Annotated in this window: 22 protein-coding genes; 5 read left to right on the top strand and 17 right to left on the bottom strand. The window is 64.3% G+C overall.

The window, feature by feature from the left end; genetic code table 11:
* Nucleotides 1-20: 20 nt before the first annotated feature.
* From HU144_RS06260 to HU144_RS06220, 9 genes are all read right to left on the bottom strand, one after another.
* Nucleotides 21-1,046, bottom strand: coding sequence for a phosphotransferase (locus tag HU144_RS06260; protein ID WP_235350598.1), 1,026 nt, complete (start codon nt 1,044-1,046; stop codon nt 21-23).
* Nucleotides 1,046-2,293 (bottom strand): phosphotransferase, encoded by a 1,248-nt coding sequence (locus HU144_RS06255; RefSeq protein ID WP_235350597.1) that lies wholly within the window; start codon nt 2,291-2,293, stop codon nt 1,046-1,048. The genes HU144_RS06260 and HU144_RS06255 overlap by 1 nt, the downstream gene beginning before the upstream one ends.
* On the bottom strand, nt 2,290-4,146 hold the full coding sequence (locus HU144_RS06250) for an ABC transporter ATP-binding protein (protein WP_235350596.1): 1,857 nt from the start codon (nt 4,144-4,146) through the stop codon (nt 2,290-2,292). The genes HU144_RS06255 and HU144_RS06250 overlap by 4 nt, the downstream gene beginning before the upstream one ends.
* A complete protein-coding gene (locus HU144_RS06245) occupies nt 4,143-5,369 on the bottom strand; it encodes a glycosyltransferase family 4 protein (RefSeq protein ID WP_235350595.1) in 1,227 nt (408 codons plus the stop codon). Before HU144_RS06245 ends, HU144_RS06250 begins: the two co-directional genes overlap by 4 nt.
* Complete coding sequence (locus tag HU144_RS06240; protein ID WP_235350594.1) at nt 5,366-6,778, bottom strand: glycosyltransferase family 4 protein; 1,413 nt, start codon at nt 6,776-6,778, stop codon at nt 5,366-5,368. Before HU144_RS06240 ends, HU144_RS06245 begins: the two co-directional genes overlap by 4 nt.
* The gene (locus HU144_RS06235) at nt 6,768-8,006 is read right to left on the bottom strand and encodes a glycosyltransferase family protein (RefSeq protein WP_235350593.1); all 1,239 of its coding nucleotides are present in this window, start codon (nt 8,004-8,006) and stop codon (nt 6,768-6,770) included. Before HU144_RS06235 ends, HU144_RS06240 begins: the two co-directional genes overlap by 11 nt.
* Nucleotides 8,007-8,075: 69 nt before the next feature.
* Entirely contained in the window at nt 8,076-8,735 is a 660-nt protein-coding gene (locus tag HU144_RS06230) for a response regulator transcription factor (RefSeq protein WP_235350592.1), read from the bottom strand.
* Nucleotides 8,732-10,282 carry a sensor histidine kinase gene (locus HU144_RS06225; RefSeq protein ID WP_235350591.1) on the bottom strand — a complete coding sequence of 517 codons (1,551 nt, stop codon included), beginning with the start codon at nt 10,280-10,282 and terminating at the stop codon, nt 8,732-8,734. The genes HU144_RS06230 and HU144_RS06225 overlap by 4 nt, the downstream gene beginning before the upstream one ends.
* Entirely contained in the window at nt 10,206-10,601 is a 396-nt protein-coding gene (locus HU144_RS06220; protein ID WP_235350590.1) for a hypothetical protein, read from the bottom strand. Before HU144_RS06220 ends, HU144_RS06225 begins: the two co-directional genes overlap by 77 nt.
* Nucleotides 10,602-10,749: 148 nt before the next feature.
* Here HU144_RS06220 and HU144_RS06215 point away from each other — a divergent pair, with 148 nt between their 5' ends.
* Nucleotides 10,750-11,490: a DedA family protein gene (locus tag HU144_RS06215; RefSeq protein ID WP_235350589.1), complete on the top strand. Its 741-nt coding sequence runs from the start codon at nt 10,750-10,752 to the stop codon at nt 11,488-11,490.
* 63 nt (nt 11,491-11,553) lie between these two features.
* Here the strand turns inward: HU144_RS06215 and HU144_RS06210 are convergent, their stop codons facing one another.
* From HU144_RS06210 to HU144_RS06200, 3 genes are all read right to left on the bottom strand, one after another.
* Nucleotides 11,554-12,396 (bottom strand): shikimate dehydrogenase, encoded by an 843-nt coding sequence (locus tag HU144_RS06210; RefSeq protein WP_235350588.1) that lies wholly within the window; start codon nt 12,394-12,396, stop codon nt 11,554-11,556.
* 70 nt (nt 12,397-12,466) lie between these two features.
* Nucleotides 12,467-12,913, bottom strand: a complete 447-nt coding sequence (gene aroQ, locus HU144_RS06205; protein ID WP_235352665.1) for a type II 3-dehydroquinate dehydratase — start codon at nt 12,911-12,913, stop codon at nt 12,467-12,469.
* A 2-nt stretch (nt 12,914-12,915) separates the two neighbouring features.
* Entirely contained in the window at nt 12,916-13,665 is a 750-nt protein-coding gene (locus HU144_RS06200; protein ID WP_235350587.1) for an IclR family transcriptional regulator, read from the bottom strand.
* A gap of 160 nt (nt 13,666-13,825) precedes the next feature.
* Here HU144_RS06200 and HU144_RS06195 point away from each other — a divergent pair, with 160 nt between their 5' ends.
* The 3 genes from HU144_RS06195 (at nt 13,826) to HU144_RS06185 (ending at nt 17,458) form a co-directional block, all read left to right on the top strand.
* A complete protein-coding gene (locus tag HU144_RS06195; RefSeq protein ID WP_235350586.1) occupies nt 13,826-15,148 on the top strand; it encodes an MFS transporter in 1,323 nt (440 codons plus the stop codon).
* A 54-nt stretch (nt 15,149-15,202) separates the two neighbouring features.
* Complete coding sequence (locus HU144_RS06190; protein ID WP_235350585.1) at nt 15,203-17,071, top strand: bifunctional sugar phosphate isomerase/epimerase/4-hydroxyphenylpyruvate dioxygenase family protein; 1,869 nt, start codon at nt 15,203-15,205, stop codon at nt 17,069-17,071.
* Between the two features lie 72 nt (nt 17,072-17,143).
* On the top strand, nt 17,144-17,458 hold the full coding sequence (locus HU144_RS06185) for an XRE family transcriptional regulator (protein WP_235350584.1): 315 nt from the start codon (nt 17,144-17,146) through the stop codon (nt 17,456-17,458).
* Nucleotides 17,459-17,580: 122 nt separating this feature from the next.
* Here the strand turns inward: HU144_RS06185 and gap are convergent, their stop codons facing one another.
* Both gap and HU144_RS06175 read right to left on the bottom strand, forming a co-directional pair.
* Nucleotides 17,581-18,576, bottom strand: coding sequence for a type I glyceraldehyde-3-phosphate dehydrogenase (gene gap / locus HU144_RS06180; RefSeq protein ID WP_235350583.1), 996 nt, complete (start codon nt 18,574-18,576; stop codon nt 17,581-17,583).
* A gap of 167 nt (nt 18,577-18,743) precedes the next feature.
* Nucleotides 18,744-19,253, bottom strand: coding sequence for a MarR family winged helix-turn-helix transcriptional regulator (locus tag HU144_RS06175; protein WP_235350582.1), 510 nt, complete (start codon nt 19,251-19,253; stop codon nt 18,744-18,746).
* Between the two features lie 110 nt (nt 19,254-19,363).
* Here HU144_RS06175 and HU144_RS06170 point away from each other — a divergent pair, with 110 nt between their 5' ends.
* Nucleotides 19,364-20,149: an SDR family NAD(P)-dependent oxidoreductase gene (locus HU144_RS06170; protein ID WP_235350581.1), complete on the top strand. Its 786-nt coding sequence runs from the start codon at nt 19,364-19,366 to the stop codon at nt 20,147-20,149.
* An 82-nt stretch (nt 20,150-20,231) separates the two neighbouring features.
* Here HU144_RS06170 and HU144_RS06165 read toward each other — a convergent pair whose 3' ends face one another.
* The 3 genes from HU144_RS06165 to HU144_RS06155 form a co-directional block, all read right to left on the bottom strand.
* Entirely contained in the window at nt 20,232-21,269 is a 1,038-nt protein-coding gene (locus tag HU144_RS06165; protein WP_235350580.1) for a GlxA family transcriptional regulator, read from the bottom strand.
* A gap of 65 nt (nt 21,270-21,334) precedes the next feature.
* Nucleotides 21,335-21,676: a carboxymuconolactone decarboxylase family protein gene (locus HU144_RS06160; protein WP_092105978.1), complete on the bottom strand. Its 342-nt coding sequence runs from the start codon at nt 21,674-21,676 to the stop codon at nt 21,335-21,337.
* Between the two features lie 113 nt (nt 21,677-21,789).
* Nucleotides 21,790-23,475, bottom strand: coding sequence for a serine hydrolase domain-containing protein (locus tag HU144_RS06155; RefSeq protein WP_235350579.1), 1,686 nt, complete (start codon nt 23,473-23,475; stop codon nt 21,790-21,792).
* Nucleotides 23,476-23,634: the final 159 nt, after the last annotated feature.

Here is a 23,634-nt window from a genome sequence, read left to right as displayed (position 1 = left end):
GGCAACCTCGTGCTGATGAGTTACTCGTGCGCGGCGTCAAGCAGAACGCCTGTCAGCGAGCTCCACCGTGGCCGGAACGCGTAGACGCAGGCCAGCCGCACGAGTGCTGAGCGCTCATAGGTGCGCACCCGCCGTGGATCGAGTCCGCTCGCCGAGGTGACGCGGGAGATCTCCCGGATCACCACCTCGGCGTCGTCTGGCGTCCAGATCCCCTGCTGCGTGCGCCACCGTGCGTGGGCACGCAGATTGCCGAGGTCGAGTTCTCGTTCGCCCAGGCAGGCGGTGTCGACGTCGAGCAGTCCTGGCCCTGCTACCGGGTCCCACATGATCTGCTTGTCGTGGAGGTCCCGATGGATCGGCCCCCAGTTCCCTTCGCCCGCCGAGGCGGCACCGGCATTGAGGAGATCGGCGCACACGTCGGTGCTCAAGGAGTCCACCTCAGCAAGCTGTGGTCCGAGGAGCTCGTGGGCGCGATCTCGCCATTCTTCGAGCACCTGCACTTCCGATGCTGCCGAATGAACCGGCATCGGGGTCACAGTCTCTCCGGCGGCGAGCTCCCACGCGTCGAGGGCATCGGTCCAGGCGCGGGACCAATCAACGCCAAGGCGCTGCGGATCGTGGAGTTCAACGCCCGGCAGAGCGCTGAGCACGACTGTTGAGTCATCCGCTGCAAGGACGTGCGGCAGTGCGAAGCCGTTCCGGAAGGATTCGGCCCGGTCCTGGCCGGCGATGATGTCTGCCGCCCGTGAGGAGCGCACACATTTGGCGAAGCCTCTATCGGCCAGTCGGATGACGGCTCTCTTGCCGGGCCGGTGCGATATCAGCTGGTTACCGGTGGAGGCGAGGAGCCGCTCGAGTCCCGGAAGCTTCGGATCTCTGCCCGCGTCGAGCATGTCCACCTGCCCGGCACTGAGGAATCCGGCTCTGATCGCCGAGTTGTTCTGGGACTCGATGGCGATCCGGTTGCGGCTGGCCGGCCAGGCGCGGCGCACTGCCCATGTCTCTGCGTCGACCGTGACGACGTCGGGAATGACGCGTGATGCCATCACGAGACCCGGCTCTCGCTTGCGGTCAGCGCCTGCTGCGCAGCGCCGATGGCCTGCACTGTGGCCTGCTGCCAGTCCGATCGGCACGCCCGCCACGGTTCGAGGGCCGTGACGAGCATGGCCCAAGCCGCCCAGGCCTCCACGTCGACCTCGGCCGCACCTGGTCCTCGGTAGCCGTTGAGGAAACCGGTCTCCAAGGATTCGGCCCCCACATCGGTGCGTCGCCGGCAGGCGGCCACCCACCTGCCCAGATCCATTCCGACGTGCCCGACGCCGGCCCGATCGAGGTCGATGATGCGGCATTCCGAATGGCCGACGAGCACCTGGTCGGGGCTGAGGTCGCCGTGAATCGCGCGAGCACCCAGGCCGGCTCCAGCGCCGACCCCCGTTCCGCCCTCGTTCCCGATCCGATGGTGAAGTCGCCGGACGATGTCGTCCGTCGTGCCGCCGACCTCGGGCAGCAGCCATGACAAAACGTCTGCGGCCGCATCGGCTTGATCGATCGGTGATGTCGAGGAGCCGGGGACACCCTCGGCTGGGGTGTGGCGGTGGAGTTCTGCGATGATCACTCCGGCCTCCTCTGCCACTGCCAGATCCGGGTGGGTCTCGAGGTCACCGGTCCCCCACCATGGGGAGGCCACAGCCGTGCCCCTGCTGCCGATGGGCTCGACGGGAAGAGTCGGCAGACCCCACCTGGCCCACTGCGCGGCGGTCCCGACCAGGTGCTGCTGGGACCGCGTGGCGATGCGGATGAACTCGGGTTCGTCCGAGGTCTGCCCGGTGTGTTTGAACAGGATGCGCCGGCCCGGGTTGTAGCCGACCACCTCAAGAGTGTCTGCGCCGGACAAGGTGCGCATCGCGCGGGCGATCTCCTTGCCCAGCTTCGAATCGGCCGGCACCGATCCGCTGAGCAGCACACTGCCCGTGGCACCGGCGGACCGCGGCTCGCTGTATTCGTGCACGACCACCGGCTCACCTGCGCGGTCGGCCCGCCTGCGGATGTTGGCGAGTTTGTCCGCGCTGGTCACAACCGCGCTCCACCCCCAGTCTTGGAGCCCGCCGAGGCGGCTCTCGCCCTCACGCTGCCAGGAGACGATGGCGCTGCGGCCGGGTTTGACCCGAATCCGGGTCGGGACGACGGCAGATCCCACACGTTGAGACAGTGCTTCGGCTGACCTGAGCTCGGTGACATACGGCAGGCCCGCGAATTCTGCGGTTGCCTCATCCATACCCTGGAGATTCGTCATCCCGCCACCTCCTTGAGAGTGGTCCCCATCTGGGAATCCTCGGCCTGCGTGCGCATCCAGCGAGCGATTCTGGTGTCCGGATCACCGGCCAGTTCGCTCAGCGATCCGTCTTCGACGATCTGCCCGTCCTCGAGCCACAGCACCCGGTCGAGGTCGCGGATCATCGCCAGGTCGTGGGTGATGACGATGCTCGTCCGTCCTTCGGTCAGCTTCGACACCGAGCCCGCGACCTGCCCTCGGGTCTGCGGGTCAAGACCGGAAGTCGCCTCGTCGAAGACCACGACGGGTGCGTCACGGACCAATGCCCTGGCGATGGCCAGACGCTGTCGCTGCCCACCGGAGAGCGTGTCACCCCGGTTGCCCAGCACGGTGTCATACCCCTCGGGCAATCCCAAGATGAACTCCTCGGCCCGGGCCGCGCGAGCCGCATCCTCCACCTCGGCGTCGGTGGCGTCCAGGCGGCCGTAGCGGATGTTCTCCCGCACGGTCGCGGCGAACAGAACCGATTCCTGCAGGAGCACCGACACGTTCGAGCGCAGGGAGGACCTGGTGACGTTGTGCGTGTCGTAGCCGTCGATGAATATCGACCCCGCTTCCGGCTGCGAGAGGCGCAGCAGGTAACTCATCAACGTGGACTTCCCGGCTCCGGAGGCGCCGAGGATCCCGACCTTCTGACCCGCGGGGATCAGCAGATTGAAGTCGTTGAACAGCGGATTCCCATGACCGTCCGCCGAGGTGATGCGGTCGAAGACGACATCACCGGACACGGGCCCCATGGTCAGGGCTCCGGGGACATCAGCAATCTCGATCGGTTCGTCGAGGAGATCGGCGATCCGTTCCCCAGATGCGGTGGCTCGGGCGATGCGGCCGGTGTATTTGGCCATATCGCGCAGCGGCTTCATCGCGATCTTGAGGTACATGAGGAACAGCACCAGGTCCCCGGGGGACATGGCCCCGCGCAGCACCTGGTAGCTGCCGAAGATGAGCACCAGCGCCTGGGAGATGCCGACGAGCACGTCGGTTGATCGTTCCAGCCCCGCGGCCAGACGGCGGGCACGCACTCCGGCCTTGAGCGCACGTTCGTTTCCATTGGAGAATTCGCGAGCCACTGTGCCTTCGAGGCCATAGGCCTGGACGACGCGGATGGCGCCCAGCGCTTCGGCGGCAGAGCCCACGAGCCTGCCTTCGCCCTTGCGAGTCGAGCGGGAGGCTGTCGTGATCTTCGGGGTCGCAATCTTCGACAGCACCCCGTAGATCGCTGCGGTGACGAGCACAATGGCACTGAGCACCGGGTCGAGGATGACCATGACGACGAGGAGGACAGCCAGGGTGATGACGTTGCCCACCAGCGGAAGACCAGCAGTCACAGCCACTTCCTGGAGGCGCCCGATATCGCCGACGAGGCGCTGGGAGGTGTCTCCGATCGAGGCCCGCGAATGGTATTTCAGCGACAGAGCCTGCACATGCTCGAAGACCCGCGAGCGCAGCTGGGTCGCGACTCGGGCGCCGACGAGCGCGAAGCAGATGGTCGAGGCATAGTTCGCCACAGCTCTGCCCGCCACGATGACCGCCAGACCGATCGCGGCCGCTGCCAAGGTCATCCCGACGTTCGATCCGACGCCGATGGTCGGCCCGATCTCTGCGCCCAGGGCAGAGGTCACGGCATCGATGGCGATCTTGAGCGGCCATGGTTCGAGGATGCGGAAGATGACATCGCAGAACAGTGCGGCCAGCCCGCCGACGATGAGCCACTTATGCTGGCCCAGGTGCGGGGTGAGGATCCGCAGGGTTCGCTTCAGCGCCCCGGGCGAGATCTTGGTCTGGGACTTCGTCGCTTTCGAGGTCTGACTCATACCGACTCCAACACGAACGGCGCCAGTATCTCCTGGCACCGACTGGTCCACGAATGATGGGTAAGTGCTTCGGCACGGGCGGCAGCACCCATCCGCTGCCTCGCCTCGGCGTCGTCGATGAGGTTCTGCAGGGCACCTGCCAGCGCACTGGAGTCGCCGGCAGGCACAAGCGTCGCCGCACCGGTCCCGTCGAGGACCTCGGGAATCGAACCGATCGCCGAGGCGACGATGGGCAGTCCCGCTGCCAGGTACTCGTAGATCTTCAGAGGTGAGAAGTAGTTCTCCCCCGCCGGGTACGGGGCCACAGCAATATCGAAGGTGCGCAGTCGGGCAGGAATCTCTGCGGGGGCGAGCGCCCCGTGGAAGGTCACACGGTCACCGAGGCGAAGAGCCTTCGCCTGCTTCTGCAGAGCCTCCGCCTCCGGTCCGTGCCCGAGGATATCGAGATGGAAGTTCCCACGCAGATCGGCACAGGCCTCGATGAGCCGGTCGGTGCCGTGCCAGGGTTTGAGGGTTCCCACAAATCCGATCCGCACAGGTCGATCGTGACTTGTCACCGGCCCATCGTGACCTGGTGCCTCACCGTGACCTGGTTCCTCGCCGAGGCTGCCCACTCCTTCAGAAGAACGTGCCGGTGTGATCCGCTCCGTGTTCACACCGTTGGGGACCACCGAGACATCGCGCAGTCCTGGGTAGTCCCGCTCCACACAGGCGGCAACAGCGGAACTGACACAGACGATCCGTTCGGCTTCGACGAAGCTGTGGGCTGTGGTCCGGGCGGCATGCGCATCGTGGACGAGTCCGCGATGCTGCTTCTGCTCGGCGAGCAGCGGTGCGTTGACCTCGAGGACCAGAGGCACGCCGAGACGGCTGCTGATCAGCGCCCCGGCGGTGGAGAACAGCGAATACCGTTCGTAGACGAGGTCGAAGCCCTGGTCAGCTCCGGCACCCGCGGTGTCGACGACCATATCGGCGAGCATGTCGGACAGACGCATGAGCGCCATCTCCCGTTGGCTTCGATCAAGACCGCCGGGCACCTTGAGGCGAGTGACGTCGAGATCGGCGAGGTCGCTCGGGACCTCGTCATCGGTGCGGGTGCAGAAGACGCTGACCTCATGCCCGAGGTGTCTGAAGGTGCGGATGACTTCCTGCACGTGGACGCTTGCGCCCTTGGTGCCGAATACTCCGATGCCCGGGTCGAGCAGAACGTAGGCGATTCTCATGACACGTGCTCCAGTTCTCGGTCGGTGTTCGATGCGGCTCGGTCGGTGTTCGACGCGGGGTGACCCGTGTTGGATTCGGCTTGACCGAGCACGTCTGCCGCCGGGGTCTCGGTCGCGACTGCGCCGGTCACCAGGTCGGCAAGTTCGCGGGCCTGGGAGCGCGAGTCGTGCTCTCGGCACACAAGGCGGCGAGCAGCATCGGTGATCTCTCGTACGGACGCTGGATTCTCCTGCAGACGATGGACCGCCTCGGCGATGGTGGATGCGATCTGATCGGGGGCATCCCCTTCGACCAGCCACCCGGTCTCATCGTTGATGATGACCTCGGGCACGGCCGTGACTGTGCCTGCGATGCATGGGATTCCGGTGGCCATGCCTTCGAGCAGGACGGTCGGCAGGCCATCGGCATTGCCGTCGGCGCCGATGACGAACGGGGCGACGAGGAGGTCGTGGCTGACGAACATCTCGCGGACCTCGGACTGGGTCAGCGCTCCGTGCATGTCGACGAGTTCGGTGAGGTGGAGCGTGACGATGAGCTCGCGCAGCTCGTCCTCAAGCGGACCCGTACCGACGAGATCGAGGTGACAGGGCAGGCCGGCGTCGCGCAGTCGGGCGAGCGCGGTGAGCAGATGCGCGAAACCCTTCTTCTCAACGAGGCGACCGACGGCCAAAAGCGAGGGAATCGACTGCGCCGAACCGATTGGTCGCTCATCGATGTCGGGACGATAGGGGAAACGGTCGAGTTCGAGACCGTTGCGCACGACGACAATCCGCTCGCTGAGCTCAGGGCCGAGGGTGCGGCGCAGATAGCTGTGGTTGTAGTCGCTGATGGCGATGACGTGGTCGGCGTCGGCGACCTTGGCGCTCAGATCGTTAAGTTCGACGCTCTCATGGAAGATGTCCTTCGCATGCGTGGTGAACGAATACGCGATCCCCGTCAACGCCGAGGCGGCTCGAGCCACCGTCGTCGCCACCGACGCGAAGTGGGCGTGGAGGTGGGTGACCTCGTGTTCGAGTGCCAAGCGAGCCACGGCAGCGGCCTGGACGGCATCGTCGTGGCTCAGCTCGGTGATGTCGCCGAGGTGGGCCTTGAGACCAGCGGCGATCCTCGGATCCTGCATGCTCTCCTGCCAGGTCTGCCAGAAGCTGCGGGCACTCGAAGGCCGTTCGACGTGGATGACAGGGGCCTTGACCCTGGCCAGCTCCGGGTGGAAGCGGGTATCGGTGCTCGGCCGCAGGGAGAAGATGAGGAGCTCCTCCCCCGCGGCTTCCCTGGCGAGGATCTCGGAGACGATGAAGGTCTCGGAGAAGCGCGGGTACATCTTCAGGACGTAGGCGCGTTTGGTGCTCAGGTGTGTGGGCGTGGGTGCAGATGTGCGTGCGTGTGTGAGTGCGTGTTCAGCCTGCATAGCTGGCCTCCTCGATTGAAGCGACGGCACCGAGGGCCGAGGAACTGTGGTCAGGGACGATGGCAGTGACGTGCGGGCCAATGAGTTCGGCAGCGAGGTGCGCGACCGCGGCCAACCCTGCCAGGTCGATGTGCGAACGGTCGATGGAGTGATCGACCTGCCGGCTGAACCAATCGCTGAGTGCCGTTGCGCTCATCCGATCAATGGACAGCGTGTCGATCGCGCCGACCGCGGCAAGCGCAGATGCCCGCCGAGGCTGCTCAGCACGATGCCCGTTCCGGGGGACGACGAGGGCCGGAGTCGTCGTTGCGATCACCTCGCTGATGGTGTTGTATCCCCCCATGCAGACGAGTGCGGATGCCCTGTCGATGAGGCCGGGAACGTCGTCGCTGTGTCGGATGACGATGGTCGACTCCGAGGCGGATCGTTTGAGAGCTTCGAACTCGGCGAAGTCCATCTGGGGACCCGTCACGACCAGGTGGGTGTGGCCTGCCGGTGGACGCGCACGTACCGCGATCGACGCGAGGTCGGCCCCGTCTGAGCCTCCTCCCAGGCAGGTGAGGACGAATCGTCCACGTATTGTCGCCACACGTTCCACGGAGTGCTCCACGGGGCGTTCCATCGCCAGGTATCCGGTGCATTCCGCGATGCGCGCAAGCTCCTCAGGCACTTCCCCGGTCACCCTTGGGTCGTAGACGTCCGGGTCACCGTAGATCCAGACCTCGTCGAAGGCATCGGCGACGACGCCGGCTCCGCCGACACGATCCCATTCGCGTTCGATCACCGCGGGGGTGTCGAGGACCTCGCGCAGGCCGAGGACCGTGCGGCACCCGCGGGCCCTGACGTGGTCGAGCGCTTCGTGAAGTTCGCCGTCGATGCCGAAGGGGTGGCGATCGACGATGAAGAGTTCAGGGTCCTGCTGGTCAAGGATCGCGGTGATCGCGGCGGCCCGCAGGGCGCTGAGCCCTTCCATCGACGAGGCCAATGCCCGGGGCTCGTACCCTCCGGCAGATGGGGTCACACCTGGCAGAATCACCCAGTCCCATCCAGCAGGGAGATCGAAGCGAGTGGCCTCGGGGTTGCCTGCGATGAGCAGCCCGCTCACTCTGCGTCCGGTCAGTGTGGGAAGGTCCTTGGCCAGGGCGAAGGCCAAGGCACGGTTCCGTCGGATGTGCCCCAGACCCAGGGAGTCGTGGGAGAACAAGGCGATTCTCAGAGTGGAATTCATACTCTTCATCCTGGTCTGCCTGATTAAGGTGGAATTAAGACGCAGATGAGAAGACTCTTAGGCTCGCATTCAGTCCACGCGGTAGCCGAACCCGCGCACGGTCGTGACGAAGTCGCTGCCGAGCTTCTTGCGCAGATAGCCGACGTAGACGTCGACGACATTGGAACCGGGATCGAAGTCGAAGCCCCACACATGTGAGAGCAGCTGTTCCCGCGAGAGCACATTGCCGCGGTTCTGCAGCAGGATCTCTGCCAATGACAGCTCACGGGCGGAGAGATCGACGATCTGCCCAGCCACCCACACCTGCCGTCTGAGGAGGTCGATGTGCACATCTCCGCGAACGAGCGCTGTCTTCGGAGCTTCGATGATCGTCTCCTTGAGCCGCAGTCTGATGCGGGCCAGCAGCTCGCCGAAGCGGAAGGGTTTGATCATGTAATCGGCAGCGCCGGACTCCAATGCGAAGATCGTGTCGTCTGCGTTGTCACGTGCGGTGAGCACGAGGACCGGAAGGTCGGGGCGCTGTGTGCGCAGCTGGCCGAGAACGCTGAATCCGTCGAGGCCCGGCAGCCCGATGTCGAGGACGAGCAGGTCGAAGTCTCCTGTCAGCGCCAGGTCTCGACCCGAGATCCCATCGGCGGCGATCTCCGTGCTGAAGCCTGCGGCTTTGAGTCCCTTGGCGATGAAGGCGGAGATCCGCTCCTCATCTTCGACTACGAGAATTCTGTTCACTGCGGTCCTTTCGGCAGAATCATTCGGAACTGGGCGCCTCTGGACACGTGGTCGAGGACAACGGTCCCTCCGTGCGCCTCGGCGATGGCCATGATGATGGACAGTCCGAGACCGAAGCCGTGCCCCTCGGTCGACCCCCGGCTGAACCGTTCGAAGATCTCGGCGGCGATCTCATCCGGAACTCCGCTGCCTTCGTCGCGAACCCAGAGATGGACGCTGTCATCGACGACACCGGCTCCGAAGGTGATCGGCTGGTCCACCTCGGTGTGTTCGAAAGCGTTGGCGGCCAACTGCAGCAGAGCCTGCGTCAGCCGCTGTCGATCAGCGGTGAGGACGACGCCTGGTGGAGTCTCGACCTTCCAATCACGCTGTCCCAGCCCTTTGGCCTTGGCCAGGGTCTCATTGAGCAGTGAAGGTACGTCGACCTGGCCCGGCCGAACGAAGTCGGGGCGACGAGATCGCGCCAGAATGAGCAGCTCCTCGACGAGGCGGGCCATCCTGTCGGTTTCATCGAGCAGCATCGTCCGGGTCTCATCGACATCATCGACGTCGCTGGAGTCCATGGTCTCAAGATGGCCGCTGAGGATAGTCAGGGGTGTGCGGAGCTCATGGCCGACGTCGTCGAGGAAGCGCTTCTGCGTCTCGAAAGAGGCTTCGAGGCGGTCGAGCATATCGTTGAATGTGCGTCCGAGCTCGGCGATGTCGTCATTGCCTCGTGTGGCGAGCCGGCTGCTGAGATCGCCGCCGGAGATCGACTGTGCGGTCTGTCGCAACTCGGTGACCGGAGCCAGAAGCCGCCTGGCCAGCACCGAAGAGATCCCCGAGATGAGCAGCGCGGCGGCCAGTGCGACGACGATGTAGATCTGCATGACCTGCGAGAGATCGGCGTGGCTGGCGGTGACGTTGTGCACGACGACGAACGACCCCGGGCCGTTGTCCGCACCTGACTTGGATCCGCCGGCTGTGGCTCCACCGGCTGTGTTTCCGCTGGGCGGGTCTACTCCGGGCGTGCCCTCTCCGGGGCCGGAGGTGATCGGCAGTACGTAGCCGTCGTATTCGTCGCCGTCGATCGTCAGGTTGATCTCGCCGCCGTCAGCCGACATTCCGGCCACGGCCTTCTCGAACTCTGCGGAACCATTCACCGCGGAATTCGGCTCCCCTTGGTACAGGACACGACCATCGGCGAGGAAGGCGAACAGGGTCTCATCCTCGTCTGGCCGATTCTGGGCGAGGAACTGGCTGAGGATCTGGTCGACTGAGGTGAAGCGTTCCCCGGTCTCGGGGTCGACACCGTTCTGGGCGAAGGAGCGCATCTCGGCGATCTCCTGCGCCATGGAGGCCGTATTCCGACCCTCGACGTTGTTCGCTTCAACGGTGTAGAGGACGAGTCCGACGACGGTGAGAGCGAGTACGGAGAGAATGGCGACCGTGATCGTCAGTCGATTCTGAACGGTCATCCGGATGCGACGTTCAGTCGTCATCGTCACCGTCGTCATCGCCATCGTCGTCGCCATCATCGCCATCGTCGTCGCCGTCGTCGTCGCCATCGTCACCGTCGTCGTCACCGTCGTCGTCGGAATCGGCGGGCACTTCGCGCGGCGGGTTGGGCACCGGCTCATAGGAATGTTCGAGTTCGTCGGGCACAGTCGACTCGCCGGAAGATTCGGAGGACTCAGTCGACTCGGTGGGTTGATCGGCAGATCCATCGGCGTTCGAGGGAGCCGAAGTCTCGGGGGTGACTTCGACCGGGGTGAGATCCGGCGGCTCCGGCGAAGCGGAGCTCCTGACGATGATGACCGTGAGAACTGCGAGCACGATCACCAGAGCGGCCACTACCGAGCCCAGAATCTTCGATCTTCCTTCCACGCTCTCAACACTGCCCAAGGCCAGAGGGTTTGTCGAGCGATCAGCGATGAGAGTCTTCTTAGACAGATCAGCCGCGCACTGCCAGGGTTCACCTGAGTCGCTGTGATACCGTGAGCGCCGACCGCACAGCCCCATGCAGGAGCCATTGATGAGTGAGAACCGTCTGCCCGATGACGAGGCCCGGTTCGAGGAATCCGAAAGCGCTGACTCCTCCGATAAGAACCCCTGGGCCGCGCTCAAACCATGGCAGGGCAAGGCCTCGCGCCTGGACAAGGTGCTGCTCTTCCTCATCATCGGCGTCCCCCTCGTCTACCTGGGACTCATGCCGCTGCGCCCTTGGATGCTGGTCAACGCACCGGTCCTGCAGGAATTCATCAACGGCGCGAAGACCGCGGTCGTCGCGGCCGGAGCCTACGCACGGATCGGCGAGATTCCGCTGTGGCTCGTCGTCGTTGCGGGATTCATCGGAATGGCGAAACTCGACTGGGCGTTCTGGCTGGCCGGCCGACGCTGGGGCGACGGAATCCTGCGGCTCTTCGCCCAGAACGAACGACAGCTCAAGCGAATCGAATCCCTCAAGCGGATCCCCAACTGGGCCCTGTTCCTCATGACCATCGTCTCGCGGTGCCCAGGAGTACCGGGAACCCTTGTCTACCTCGTTGCCGGTTGGACGCGGATGCGACTGTCACTGTTCCTCATCGCCGACCTCCTGGGTTGCCTGCTCTTCACCATCATCTGGACGACCTTGGGCTATCAGCTCGGTGAGGCCGCCGTCGATGTGCTCAAGGTCGTCGACAAGTACGCGCTGTGGCTGACCTTGGCGATCATCGTCGGCATCTTCGTCATCACCTATATCCGGGAATATCGCAAGCAGAAGAACGCACAGTGAGCCGCCACTTCACCCGTCGGTGATCGCGGACTCAGTGGAGGTCGAACTCAGTGGGAGTCGAGCTCAGGCGCCGAAGGACAGGAAGGTCTCGCGCATTCGCGTCGGATCGGCCTTGCATCCGCTGAAGAGTTCGAAGGCGTCGATCGCCTGGTTGACGGCCATACCCGAACCGTCGAGGGTCCTGCAGCCCTTGTCCTTGGCCTCCCGGAGCAGTTGGGTCTCGAGTGGGAAGTACACGACATCGGCGACCCACGTCTGCGGATCCAGCAGCCCGGTGTCGAAGGGCGTCCCCGGAAAGGCCGCCATGCCGACCGGGGTGGCGTTGACGATCCCGTCCGCCGAGGTGATGGCCGGCTCCAGCTCTTGTGTTGAGATCGCGCGGACGTGGTCCCCGATCTCGGCGGCCAGATCCTGAGCTCGCTGTGCACTGATGTCGGCGATGACGAGGTCCTTGACCCCCAGCTCTGACAGCGCGAACGCGACGGCGCGCCCTGCTCCGCCTGCACCGATCTGCACGACGCGATTCCGTGTGGCACCGTCGAGTCCGGCTTCGAATCCTCGTGCGAACCCGGTGACGTCGGTGTTGTGACCGATCGTCCGTCCAGCTTCGTCGATGACGACCGTGTTGACCGAGCCGATCCGGCGAGCGCCGGGGGCAACCTCGTCGAGGTGGTCGATGACCTGCTGTTTGAAGGGGTGGGTGATGTTGAGCCCGTCGAAGCCGAGGTTCACCGCCGATGTCAGCAGCTCAGTCAGCGGCACTGTGGCCAGTCGCTCCTCGGCGATGTCGATCGTGCGGTAGATCGTGGTCAGATCGTGCGCAGCTCCTTCATTCTCGTGCATGCGCGGGGTGCGGGAGGCGGAGATGCCTTCGCCGATGAGTCCCAGGAGCAGTGACCGGGTCATAGTCTCACTTTCGTGTGGTGCCTGTGGTGTTCGTGTCTGACGTGGTCGCCGCGGTTCAGTGGGTCGTGGTTCAGTGAGCCGTGGTGCCGAGCTTGTCGGCCAGGATTTCCATCGCGTGCACATACCCCTTGGCTCCGGCACCGGCGATCACCGCTGCGGCAACGGGTGAGAGGTAGGAGTGGTGACGGAATGATTCGCGGGCATGCGGGTTGCTCAGGTGCACTTCGATGATCGGATGGTCATAGGATTTGAGGGCATCGTGGAGTGCCAGAGACGTGTGCGTATAGGCGCCGGCGTTGATGATGGCACCCACGGTGGTCTCTCGGGCGTCGTGCACGGCATCGATGAGCTCGCCCTCGTGGTTGCTCTGGATGCAACGGACGCTCAGGCCAGCCTCGGCGGCACTTGCGGTGCACATGTCCTCGATGTCGGCCAGTGTGGTGTGGCCGTAGATCTCGGGTTCGCGCACGCCGAGGAGGTTGAGGTTGGGTCCGTTGAGGACGAGGACGGTCTGCATGGTCACCTGGGCAATCTGGCGGCGATCGCGGCCGCCGTCTCGGTCAGTTGGGGGACGAATTCGATGAGCTCGTCCAAGGTTCGGCGGAACACCGGTGCGGCCAGTGCAAGGGCCGCCAGCAGGCGACCGTCGAGGTCGAAGACGGGTACGGCCAGGGCGTTCATGCCGATGTCATTCTCCTCGGACTGCCCCGCCCAGCCGGTGGCGCGGATCTGTTCGAGCTTGGTTCGCAGCTGTGCGGGGTCGGTGATGGAGTTCGGAGTCCGCGGCTCCAGTTCGAGCGCACTGATCGTGTCATCGCTGTTCGGATCGTGGGCGAGGAGCGCCTGCCCCAACGCCGAGGTGTGCAGCGGAGAATCGTCGCCTGGGTCCGTCGTGGTCCGGTACTGAGGGCCGTCGACGGTGATCACCGTGAGTGCGGCATTGCCGCGGCGCACGGAGAGGATGCTCGACTCCCCTGTGGACGCCGTCAGCGCCTGCAGCAGGTCTTTGGACGATCCGGCGAAGCCGCGACGATGAGCGACCTTCTGCCCGAGGCGGAAGACCTCCAACCCTAAGGTGTAGGCCTTGGTGGTGGGCTCGTAGTCCGCGTATCCGGTCTCGACGAGGCCGCCGAGCAGCCTGTAGGCGGTGCTGAAGGGATGTCCGGTGAGTTCTGCGGCTCTGGCTGCGCTGATGCCCTCTGCATGGTCACCGAGGAGTTCGAGCATGTCGAAGGCCTTGGTCACGGAGTTGGATCCCTTTGCCGGCATTCTTCGCCTCCTCGGCTCGACTGAGTGGTTCGACTGGGTGAACTGAACGTGGCTCATCGACGTGGACTGAACGTTGACAGACTATGTCATCTCGATCACACTGTAAACCACACTGTAACAACGACTTCCACATTATGGCAATAGAGAGATGCGAGGAAGCATGATCAACGCGACCGATGACGCTCGTCCCGCCAAGACCCCGCTGAGGGCGGCACTGTCGAGTTGGACGGGTTCGGCTCTCGAGTACTACGACTTCGCGGTCTACGGAACCGCCGCGGCCCTGGTGCTCAACGTTCTGTTCTTCCCGGACACGACCGCTCCGGGCATGGCCATCCTTCTGGCGATGGGCACCGTCGGCGTCGCATATGTGGTTCGCCCGCTGGGCGCCCTGATCATGGGGCCTTTGGGAGACCGGTTCGGACGGAAGTTCGTCCTCATGCTCACCTTGTTCCTCATGGGGTTCTCGACCTTCGTCGTCGGCTGCCTGCCCACCTTTCACCAGGTCGGATATCTCGCGCCGGCACTGCTGGTGCTGTGCCGAGTGATCCAGGGGCTCTCCGCTGCCGGCGAGCAAGCGAGCGCGATCAGCGTCTCCCTCGAGCACTCGGAGGAGACCAAGCGCGCCTGGACGACGAGCTGGACGCTGCACGGCACCCAGGCCGGTACCCTCCTGGCCACCGCCGTCTTCATCCCCTTCACCGCCTTTCTCCCCGAGGAGGCGCTGTTCAGCTGGGGCTGGCGCGTACCCTTCTGGCTCTCGGCACTCGTGGTGTTGACCGCCTGGCTGATCCGCCGCGGCCTGGACGAGCCGCCTGCCTTCAAGGAAGCACGCAATGAGCATCCTCCGCTGACGGCGGTCTTCCGCTGGCACAAGGCCGCGGTCCTGCGGGTGGCGGCCTGCGCCATGGTCAACACCGTGAACATGGTCTTCACCGTCTGGTCGCTGTCGTTCGCCACCTCGATCGTCGGCCTCGAGCGGTCGACCATGCTGCTGGTCTCGGTCATCGCCAATGCCGTGGCGCTGCTCGCCATCCCAGCCGCCGCGATCCTCTCTGACCGCATCGGCCGCAAACCCGTCTTCATCACCGGAGCCCTGGGCGCCGGGCTGATGATGTTCCCCTACCTGGCTGCGGTCGCGAGCGGAAACTGGACCCTCATCTTCATCTGCGGTGCGATCATGTCCGGCTGCGCCTACTCGATGGCCAACTCGATCTGGCCCTCGTTCTACGCGGAGATGTTCCCCACCACCGTTCGCGTCACCGGGCTGGCTCTGGGCACGCAGATCGGCTTCGCCGTCTCCGGTGGACTCGCCCCGGTGCTGGCCTCGGCCGTCGCCGGCGCCTCGGGAGAGAATTGGATCTCCGTCGCCGGATTCACCGCGGGAGTCTGCGTATTCACGGCATTGGCCGCGATGACGGCAAAGGAGACCAAGGGACTGAGCCTCGAAGAGATCGACACAGTCCACGCTGCACGCTCACACTGAGAAGCGTGCTGGTGTTGAAGTACTGCCGGTGATGAGAAGCAAGGAAGGACGTCCATGCGAACGTCGATAGCAACAGTCTGTCTGTCAGGAACGCTGGAAGAGAAGCTGCGGGCCGCGGCACGGGCCGGCTTCGACGGAGTCGAGATCTTCGAACAGGACCTCGTCGTCTCCCCCGACTCCCCCGAGGCCATCGCGAAGTTGGCTGCCGAGCTTGGCCTCAGCCTCGACCTGTACCAGCCCTTCCGGGATCTCGAAGGCGTCGACGAGGCGCAGTTTCAGAAGAACCTGAAGCGGGCGGAGACGAAATTCCAGCTCATGGCCCGGCTCGGGATCGACACCATGCTGCTGTGCTCGAACGTCGGGACTGCCACCATCGCCGATGACGGCGTGGTCGTGGAACAGCTGCGTCGCCTCGGCGATCTGGCCGAGAGCCATCGCGTGAATATCGCCTACGAAGCTTTGGCCTGGGGCCGGTTCGTCTCCGAATACGACCACGCCTGGGACCTCGTGAAGGCCGCCGACCACCCTCGGATCGGGACCTGCCTCGACAGCTTCCACATCCTCTCGCGCAGCACGGATCTGAGTCGCATTGCGGAGATTCCCGGAGACAAGATCTTCTTCCTCCAACTGGCCGACGCGCCCGCACTGACCATGGACGTCCTCAGCTGGTCCCGCCATCACCGTGTCTTCCCCGGTGAGGGCGCCTGGGATCTCAGCGACTTCCTGACCAGGGTCGCCGCCACAGGCTACGCCGGGCCGGTATCGCTTGAGGTCTTCAACGACTCGTTCCGGCAGGGCGATACCAACCGGACCGCCGTCGACGGCCTGCGCTCGCTGCGCTGGCTCGAGGCCAGCATTGCCGATGCATCTGCGGCCCCGGGCCCAGGCCTTGATCTGCAGCCTCTGCCCGAGGTAGAGGAACCGCGCGGAATCAACTATGTCGAGCTGAGCACCGACGACCTCGGTGCTCTGACTCGCCAGATGCACCAACTCGGGTTCCAGTTCATCGGCTATCACCGCAGCAAACCCCACGTGCAGCTGTGGCTGCGGGGGAAGGCCCGCATCATCGTCAGCGAGGTGACCGAGGAAGCGGGCACCACCTCGGCGCCGGTGAACGGTACGTTCCTGCGCGGAATCGGATTCGAAGTGACCGATTCGAAGTCGGCCATGGAACGCGCCGCGCTGCTGCATGCCGACGAAGTGCCACGCGATCAGACGCACGACGACGAGGTGCTGCGCGGAGTCTTCGCCCCCGACGGCTCCGAGGTCTTCTTCCACCAATTCAACGAGACGACACCGGCGTGGATCAAGGAATTCGGACACGATCACGACGAGCAGACCTCGCATATCGACCATGTGAACCTGGCCCAACCGTCGAACCACTACGACGAGGCTGTCCTGTTCTACACCTCACTGCTGGCGCTGCACGCCCAGTCCTCACAGGACGTGCCGAGCCCATCAGGGCTGGTCAGGTCGCAGGTCATGTCAAGCACCGACGGATCGGTTCGAATGCCGCTCAACGTCTCGCCGCAGCCGAATGCCGAAGCCGTCGCGGGCCGTGGAATCGGCTCAGTGGCCGAGTCCTACCCGGAGCACGTGGCCGTGGCCTGCGAGGACATCTTCGATGCCGCTGCCACCGCGCTCTCACGCGGATTGGACTTCCTTCCCGTACCCCAGAACTACTACGAAGACCTCGACTCCCGCTTCGATCTCGACCCGGAGTTCCTGCAGCGGCTGCAGGCCCATCATGTTCTCTACGATCGGGACGAGCACGGTGAGTTCCTGCACTTCTACACCTCGACGATCGGATCCGTCTTCTTCGAGATGATCGAGCGCCGAGGCGACTACCTCGGATTCGGTGCACCCGATGCTCCCGTTCGGCTGGCTACACAGCATCGGAAGAACGCGCAGGTGTCTGTGTAGCCAGGGTAGCCGGCCGACCACCTTACGTGAGGTCTTCTGGCAGGTTCCAGGTTCTTCTGGCAGGGTAAGACCATGAGCAATGAACAGATTTTTGATGGGCCGCTGGCTCGCGCAGCCCGTGCCCTGATTCGCGTCTCTGCCAAGGACGTGGCGTCCAAAGCCGATGTGAAGAAGTCCGAACTCAAGGACTTCGAGAAGGGACGCGACGATCTCACCGAACTGCAGGAGCATCGCGTCCTCGAGGCCCTCGAAGAGTTCGGCGCCCGGTTCGTTCGCGATGACGCCCAGGGCGGCTACGGAGTGCGTCTGAAGTTCAACCGTGCCAAGGTTCGCGCCATCGAGCGCTGGGAAGACGAGGGCGGAACACCCGCCGAAGACGACGTCTGAGACCACCCGAGTAAGACAAGAAGCTGCCCCGACCGTGCGATGTGCACGATCGGGGCAGCTTTCGTCTTGCTCGAGGGTCAGCAGGGGAGCCACCTGGAGGGTCAGCTTGCCTCGCTGGACTCTCAGCCTTCGGCGATGAGCTCCAGGTTGTCGACGACGCGGTTCGAGAAGCCCCATTCGTTGTCGTACCAGGCGACGACCTTGACCATCTTGCCCTCGACGCGAGTCAGGGCGGAGTCGAAGATCGAGGATGCAGCCTGCCCGACGATGTCACTGGAGACGACCGGCTCGGTCTCGTACTCGAGGATGCCATTGAGCTCCACGTCGGCCGCCGTGCGGTAGGCCTCGAGCACCTCGTCGCGGGTGACGTCACGGGACACGATGGCGTTGATCTCGACGATGGAGCCGACCGGCACGGGCACGCGCATGGCGTCGCCGCTGAGCTTGCCGTCGAGCTGCGGAAGCACCAGGCCGATGGCTTTGGCGGCCCCTGTCGAGGTCGGGATGATGTTCTCCGCCGCGGCCCGGGCACGACGGGGATCCTTGTGCGGACCGTCCTGGACCATCTGGTCGCCGGTGTAGGCGTGGACCGTGGTCATAAAACCCTGTTCGATGCCAGCCAGGTCGTCGAGGACCTTGGCCAGTGGAGCCAGAGCGTTCGTCGTGCAGGAGGCGTTGGAGATGATCGTGTGTTCGGGCTTGTAGGCCTCGGTGTTCACGCCATAGGCCAGCGTCACGTCAGCTCCTTTGGACGGGGCGCTGACGAGGACCTTCTTCGCACCGGCGGTGATATGCGCCCGTGCCTTGTCGGCCTTGGTGAAGCGTCCCGTGGATTCGAGGACGACGTCGACGCCGAGTTCAGACCAGGGCAGGTTCTCCGGGTTCTTCTCGGCCAGTATCGTGATCGGCTTTCCGTCGATGATGATCTCATCACCGGAAACTTCGACCGGGTATCCGAAACGGCCCAGCGTGGTGTCGAATTTGAGCAGCCTGGCCAAATCTTCGACGGGGCCGAGGTCATTGATGGCGACGACCTCCAGGTCACTGCCGCGTTCAATCAGCGCGCGCAGTGTGCTGCGTCCGATACGACCGAAACCGTTGATGGCGATGCGAGTCAATGTCACTCCTTATCAGAGGTACTGCTTGTGGGTACATCTCCATGGTCTCGTGTTCCCGAAGAAGGCAACAGTGGCCAGCCAGACATTCTGCGCAAGGTTATAGCCAGACCTATTGCCAGATGCCGTAAGTATCTGGCCACCATTGATTTGACCCGCCCAGGCGCCGATCAGTCACGCCCACCAGAAGTCGATTCACCGGAATGCCATTCACCGTCTGCACGAATGGCGGTGGTGATTCGTCGACTGCTGTCGCGCAGCTGGCGAGCCTGAGTGCGGGTCAGCGAATCGAAGACGAGCCTGCGCACAAGAGCAACATGCCCTGGCGCCGCCGCACGCACAGCCCCCTGCCCATCGTCGGTCAGCGTCGCGACCGTGATGCGACCGTCGCTCGGATCTGGAGCCCGGCGAACCCACAGCTTCCGCTCCAGTCGTGCAACTGCGCGTGACAGGCGGGACAGGGTGCTGTTGGCGTAGCCGGCAAGCTCACTCATTCGAAGCGATTGCCCCTCAGCCTCCGAGAGTGCGAAGAGGATACCGAACTCGAAGTGACTGATCCCCGAATCACCTTGCATCTGCGCGTCGAGCGCCGCGGGAAGCCACTCAAGAAGCGTCGCCACTGCCGACCATGCTTCAAGCTCATCGGGGTTGAATGCATCAGCGGATTGGTCATCGATCATGAGCACCAGCCTAGCATTTTACTTGCCTGGGAAAGTTAAAGCACCTACGATTCACTTACCCAGGAAAGTAACCGCTGCCGTGGACAGCGGCGCGAAAGGACAGGTACACCATGGACACAGAGATCTCAGGCAAAAGGGTGTTCGTCAGCGGCTCCACCCAGGGCATCGGATTCGCGGTGGCCGCGAGCCTGGCCGCAGAAGGTGCCACCGTAGTGATCAACGGTCGAGATGGGCACCGAGTGACCGAAGCTCTTGAGAGTCTTCGCTCCTTGGTACCCGGCTGCGATGCCTCGGGAATAGCCTCCGATTTGGCTGACTCAGGGGAAGTCAGTGCACTCCTCGAATCGCTCGAACCCGTGGATGTGCTGGTCAACAATGTGGGACACTTCGAGGTGTCTGCGTTTGAGGAGATCTCGGACGCGGAGTGGTCCCGGCTATTCGAGATCAATGTGATGAGTGGGGTCCGCCTCTCGCGTCATCTTCTCAAGCCGATGCTGAAGCAGGGGTGGGGCCGAATCATCTTCGTCGGCACCGAGTCCGCCGTGGATGTGCCCGGTGACATGATCCACTACGGGGCGACCAAGGCTGCTGCGCTCGCGCTGAGCAACGGTCTCGCGAAACTCACCCGGGGCACCGGTGTCACGGTCAACACCGTACTGGGCGGTCCGACCTATTCCACCGGCGTAGCAGACACGGTCGAACAGATCGCTTCCGCACAGTCGCTGTCTCCTGAGGCGTTGAAGTCCACACTCGTACGCGAGTCCTCGCTCATCCAACGCTTCATCGAACCCGAGGAGATAGCGAATCTGGTGACCTATCTGGCCAGCACGAAGTCGTCGGCAACCAATGGCGCCGCTCTTCGTGCCGAAGGCGGCGTTCTCCCCACCACCGTGTGAGACCTCTACGTGTGTGAGTCATCTATGCATCTGAGACATCACCGGTTCACGGGCGAGACCGCCGGCCGAATCTTCCCCAGAATCACCCGGAGAACGTGTGTCGGTATTCGTTGGGAGAGGTCGAGAGGATGCGCTGGAAGTGCATGCGCAGATTCGCTCCGGTGCCGAGCCCCACCTGGTCAGCGATCTGTTCGATCCCCAAGTCGCTGTTCTCGAGGAGTTCCCTGGCCAGATCGACGCGGGCTCTGAGCACCCACTGCATCGGCGTGTATCCGGTATCGTCGACGAAGCGCCGCGAGAAGGTGCGTACGGAGACTCCCGCATTTGCCGCGAGGTCAGTGAGCGTCAGTGATTCGCCGAGGTGCTGCAGGGCCCATTCCCTGGTGTCGGCGAAGACCTCGCCAAGGGGGTCCGGCACGCTGCGCGGCACATATTGGGCCTGCCCGGCACTGCGGTAGGCGGCCGCAACCAACCGGCGAGCGACCTGGTTCGACAGCCCCACACCGTGGTCGCGGCGGATGAGGTGGAGGCAGAGATCGATCGCCGAGGCTGCTCCTGCCGAGGTCAGCAACGGTCCTTCATCGATGAACAGGACGTTCTCGTCGACCTCGATCGAGGGATAGCGTCGGGCCAGCTCCTTCGCAGTCGACCAGTGGGTCGTTGCCCGCCGCCCGGCGAGCAGACCGGTGCGAGCGAGGACGAAGGTGCCGGTTGAGATCGCGGCGATCCGAGCGCCGCGTTCGAACGCGGAGAGCAGAGCGCCGACAACGGCCGCCGATGGCTCATCGTCGATCACCGAGGTGGCTCCGGGGATGATGATCGTGTCTGCCGTTTCCAGTGCATCGAGGCCGATGTCGACGCTGTAGGTCAAACCGTCTGCGCCGGCGACCGGACTGGGAGCGGCCCCACAGACTTCGACCGAATACGGCCAAGTTCCGCCGGGAAGGATGCCGCTAGGGTGGACCGATGCGGTGGGGCTGACCGCATTGGAGCCGCGGCCGAAGACCTGGACAGGAACGCCGAGGTCAATGGCAGACACCCCGCTCAGAGCCAGCACGAGAATTCGATGCGGCTGCGAACGGGGTGTTCTGCGCAGTGGTGTTCGGGAGTCTTCAGTCATGATTGCTCTTCAGTCTAGGCAATCAGACCGCTCAGACCAGCCATGGAACAGACCAGCGGTCGGACTCAGTGGTCGTGGGCTCCGGTGAGCTTGAAGCCGAGGCGCCCGTGGGCGAATGCGCCGCCGGCCCGAATCGCCGAGGCAGTCCATGCTGTCTCTGCCAGCTCAGTCTCCGAAGCACCGGCCTTGACCGCGGCGTTCGAGTGCGCATCGATGCAGTAAGCGCACTGAGTTGTCAGTCCGACGGCATAGGCGATGAGCTCACGGTACTTCAGCGGAATCTCACGCCCGTCCTCAGCGAAGACGGCATTGTTGAAATCACCGAAGGCCTTGAGGATGTCCGGGGTGGTCTCCTTGTAGGCCTTGTCGTACTTTCCGTCGCCTTCGCGATCGAAGAAATCAGTCATGGTGCGCTACCTCCTGGGATCGAAATCGTTCCAATCCATCACGCTACAGCCAGCGGCAGTCGGATGCATCCGTTTTCGTCATACACGGGCGGGCAGCAGCGTTTGAACGCGAGTCAGACGATGCCGGGCTGAGCCACGAACGGCTGTGGTGCGATGCTTGCGGCAGCGGCGGGTGCGGCCACGTTCGGAATCAGGGTGCCTGCTGCAGCGCGGGGAACCGCGGCGGGCGCAGCTGCAGCGTTCGGAGCTGGGGCAACTGGTGCGGGCGCACCTGCCACGGCAGTGTTCGGTGCTGGGGCCGAAGTGTCCGGAGCTGGGGCTTCGGGAGCCGCACTGCCGAGATCACTCGAGGGGTCGACTGCGGACGCCACCGGCGATACAGTCGCGGATCCAGCCTTCGGGGGAACCGCCTCGGCGATGGCCTCGAACATGGCCAGGGTGCCGTGCTGGTGGGCCAGGCTCACCGGTTGGGGGTCGCTGGAGAGCTTGACGCCCACGGTCTGGGTGGCGCGGTCGATGTAGAGCATCTGGCCGTGGATGCCGATGCCGATGACCACGTCGCGGCTGGCCGAGGGCACCCAGAACTGGCTGCGGTACATTCCGCCAGGGTAGGACTGACCCGACGGGGAGTCGGCGAATACCTGGGCGGAATCGGCCGCTCCGGTGAAGATGTCGTCGATCCACTGGCCTGAGAGGACACGTTCTCCCTCGGCCGTGGTTCCACCGCGGGCAATCATCTCACCAAACCTTGTCAGGTCGCGCAGGGTGGTGCTGATGGCGCCGTCGGCGATGGACCCGCCCCACCGGTCCTGGCAGACCTGAGCCGCGTGGGCCGCACCGATCTTCGACCATACGTATTCGCTGGCGATGACGGAGAAGGGCTGCCCGACGACGGCTTCGCAGATCCAGGCCAGGACGTCGGTCTCGCAGCTGCGGTAGACGTAGGCACCGCCGTGCTCGCGGTCGCTGGTCAGGCCCTTGAGGAAGTCCTTGATTCCGTTCGCCGAGGTGGCTGTCCGCGGCGCGAAGTCGACCGCCTCGAACAGGTCCCGGATCTCGGATCCTTCCTTGAGGTATTCCTCGGAGAACTTGATGCCCGATCGCATGTCGAGGAGGTCGCGGATGGTCGCCCCGGCATATCCACTCTCGGACAGTGCGGGCACGCGGGTGGTGACCAGGTCGCCTGGGGAGAGGAGGCCCGCGTCGGTGAGTGCGCCGACGACCGCGGAAACGATGGACTTGCTGATCGAGAACAGCATGTGCTGGCGCGCAGGCTTCATCGGCCAGGCGTATTCCTCTTCCAGCGCGATGCCGTCACGGGAAACCATCCAGGCGTCGGTGAATGTGTTGGCCAGAACGTCGCCGACGGTCGACCAACTCTCGTCAGCACCTGACCACTTCTCGCGGTCGATGGGCAGGGGACGGAAATCGTTCTCTTCGGTCACAAGCTCGCGGACCGGGCCGATCCCGCGCGGAATGCCCCCAGTTGGGAAGATCTCCTCCATACGCGTCAGAGCAAAGGCGAAGTACTTGGGCCACTTCCAGGAGTCGAGATCGATGCGTTCGAGGATCGCCTCGGAAGGATCGACGATGGCGTCTTCGCTCGCCGATGTGAGTTCGCCGGCGCGCGGCAGCGGCGGCTCGGCTGGAAGCTCTGACGGAGGTTCGGTCGAGGCGGCGCTGTCGCCGGTCTGCTCCGTCTGCGGACTGATGCCTTTGGTGTTTCCCGAAAGTGCTCCGAAGCGGCGTACGCCAGGTTCGTCGAGGGAACCGGGCAGTGTCTTGTCCCCATCTGCCATCGCTCGCCTCCACCGGTCTCGACCGGCATGGACTGCCGATCTGCATGGAAGAGCCTACCTGGAGGGGAAGAACCATCACAGTTGAGTCCGGGCTCCAGGCCGCATTTCGAACTTCAACGCGTGAAATGACAGGCCTGCTACCAGGTGCGACATCGCAAA

Source organism: Brevibacterium sp. UCMA 11752, from assembly GCF_021532235.1.
GTDB lineage: Bacteria > Actinomycetota > Actinomycetes > Actinomycetales > Brevibacteriaceae > Brevibacterium > Brevibacterium antiquum.
Note: the sequence above shows the minus strand (reverse complement) of the source record. Positions and strands in the feature narration are given on the sequence as shown.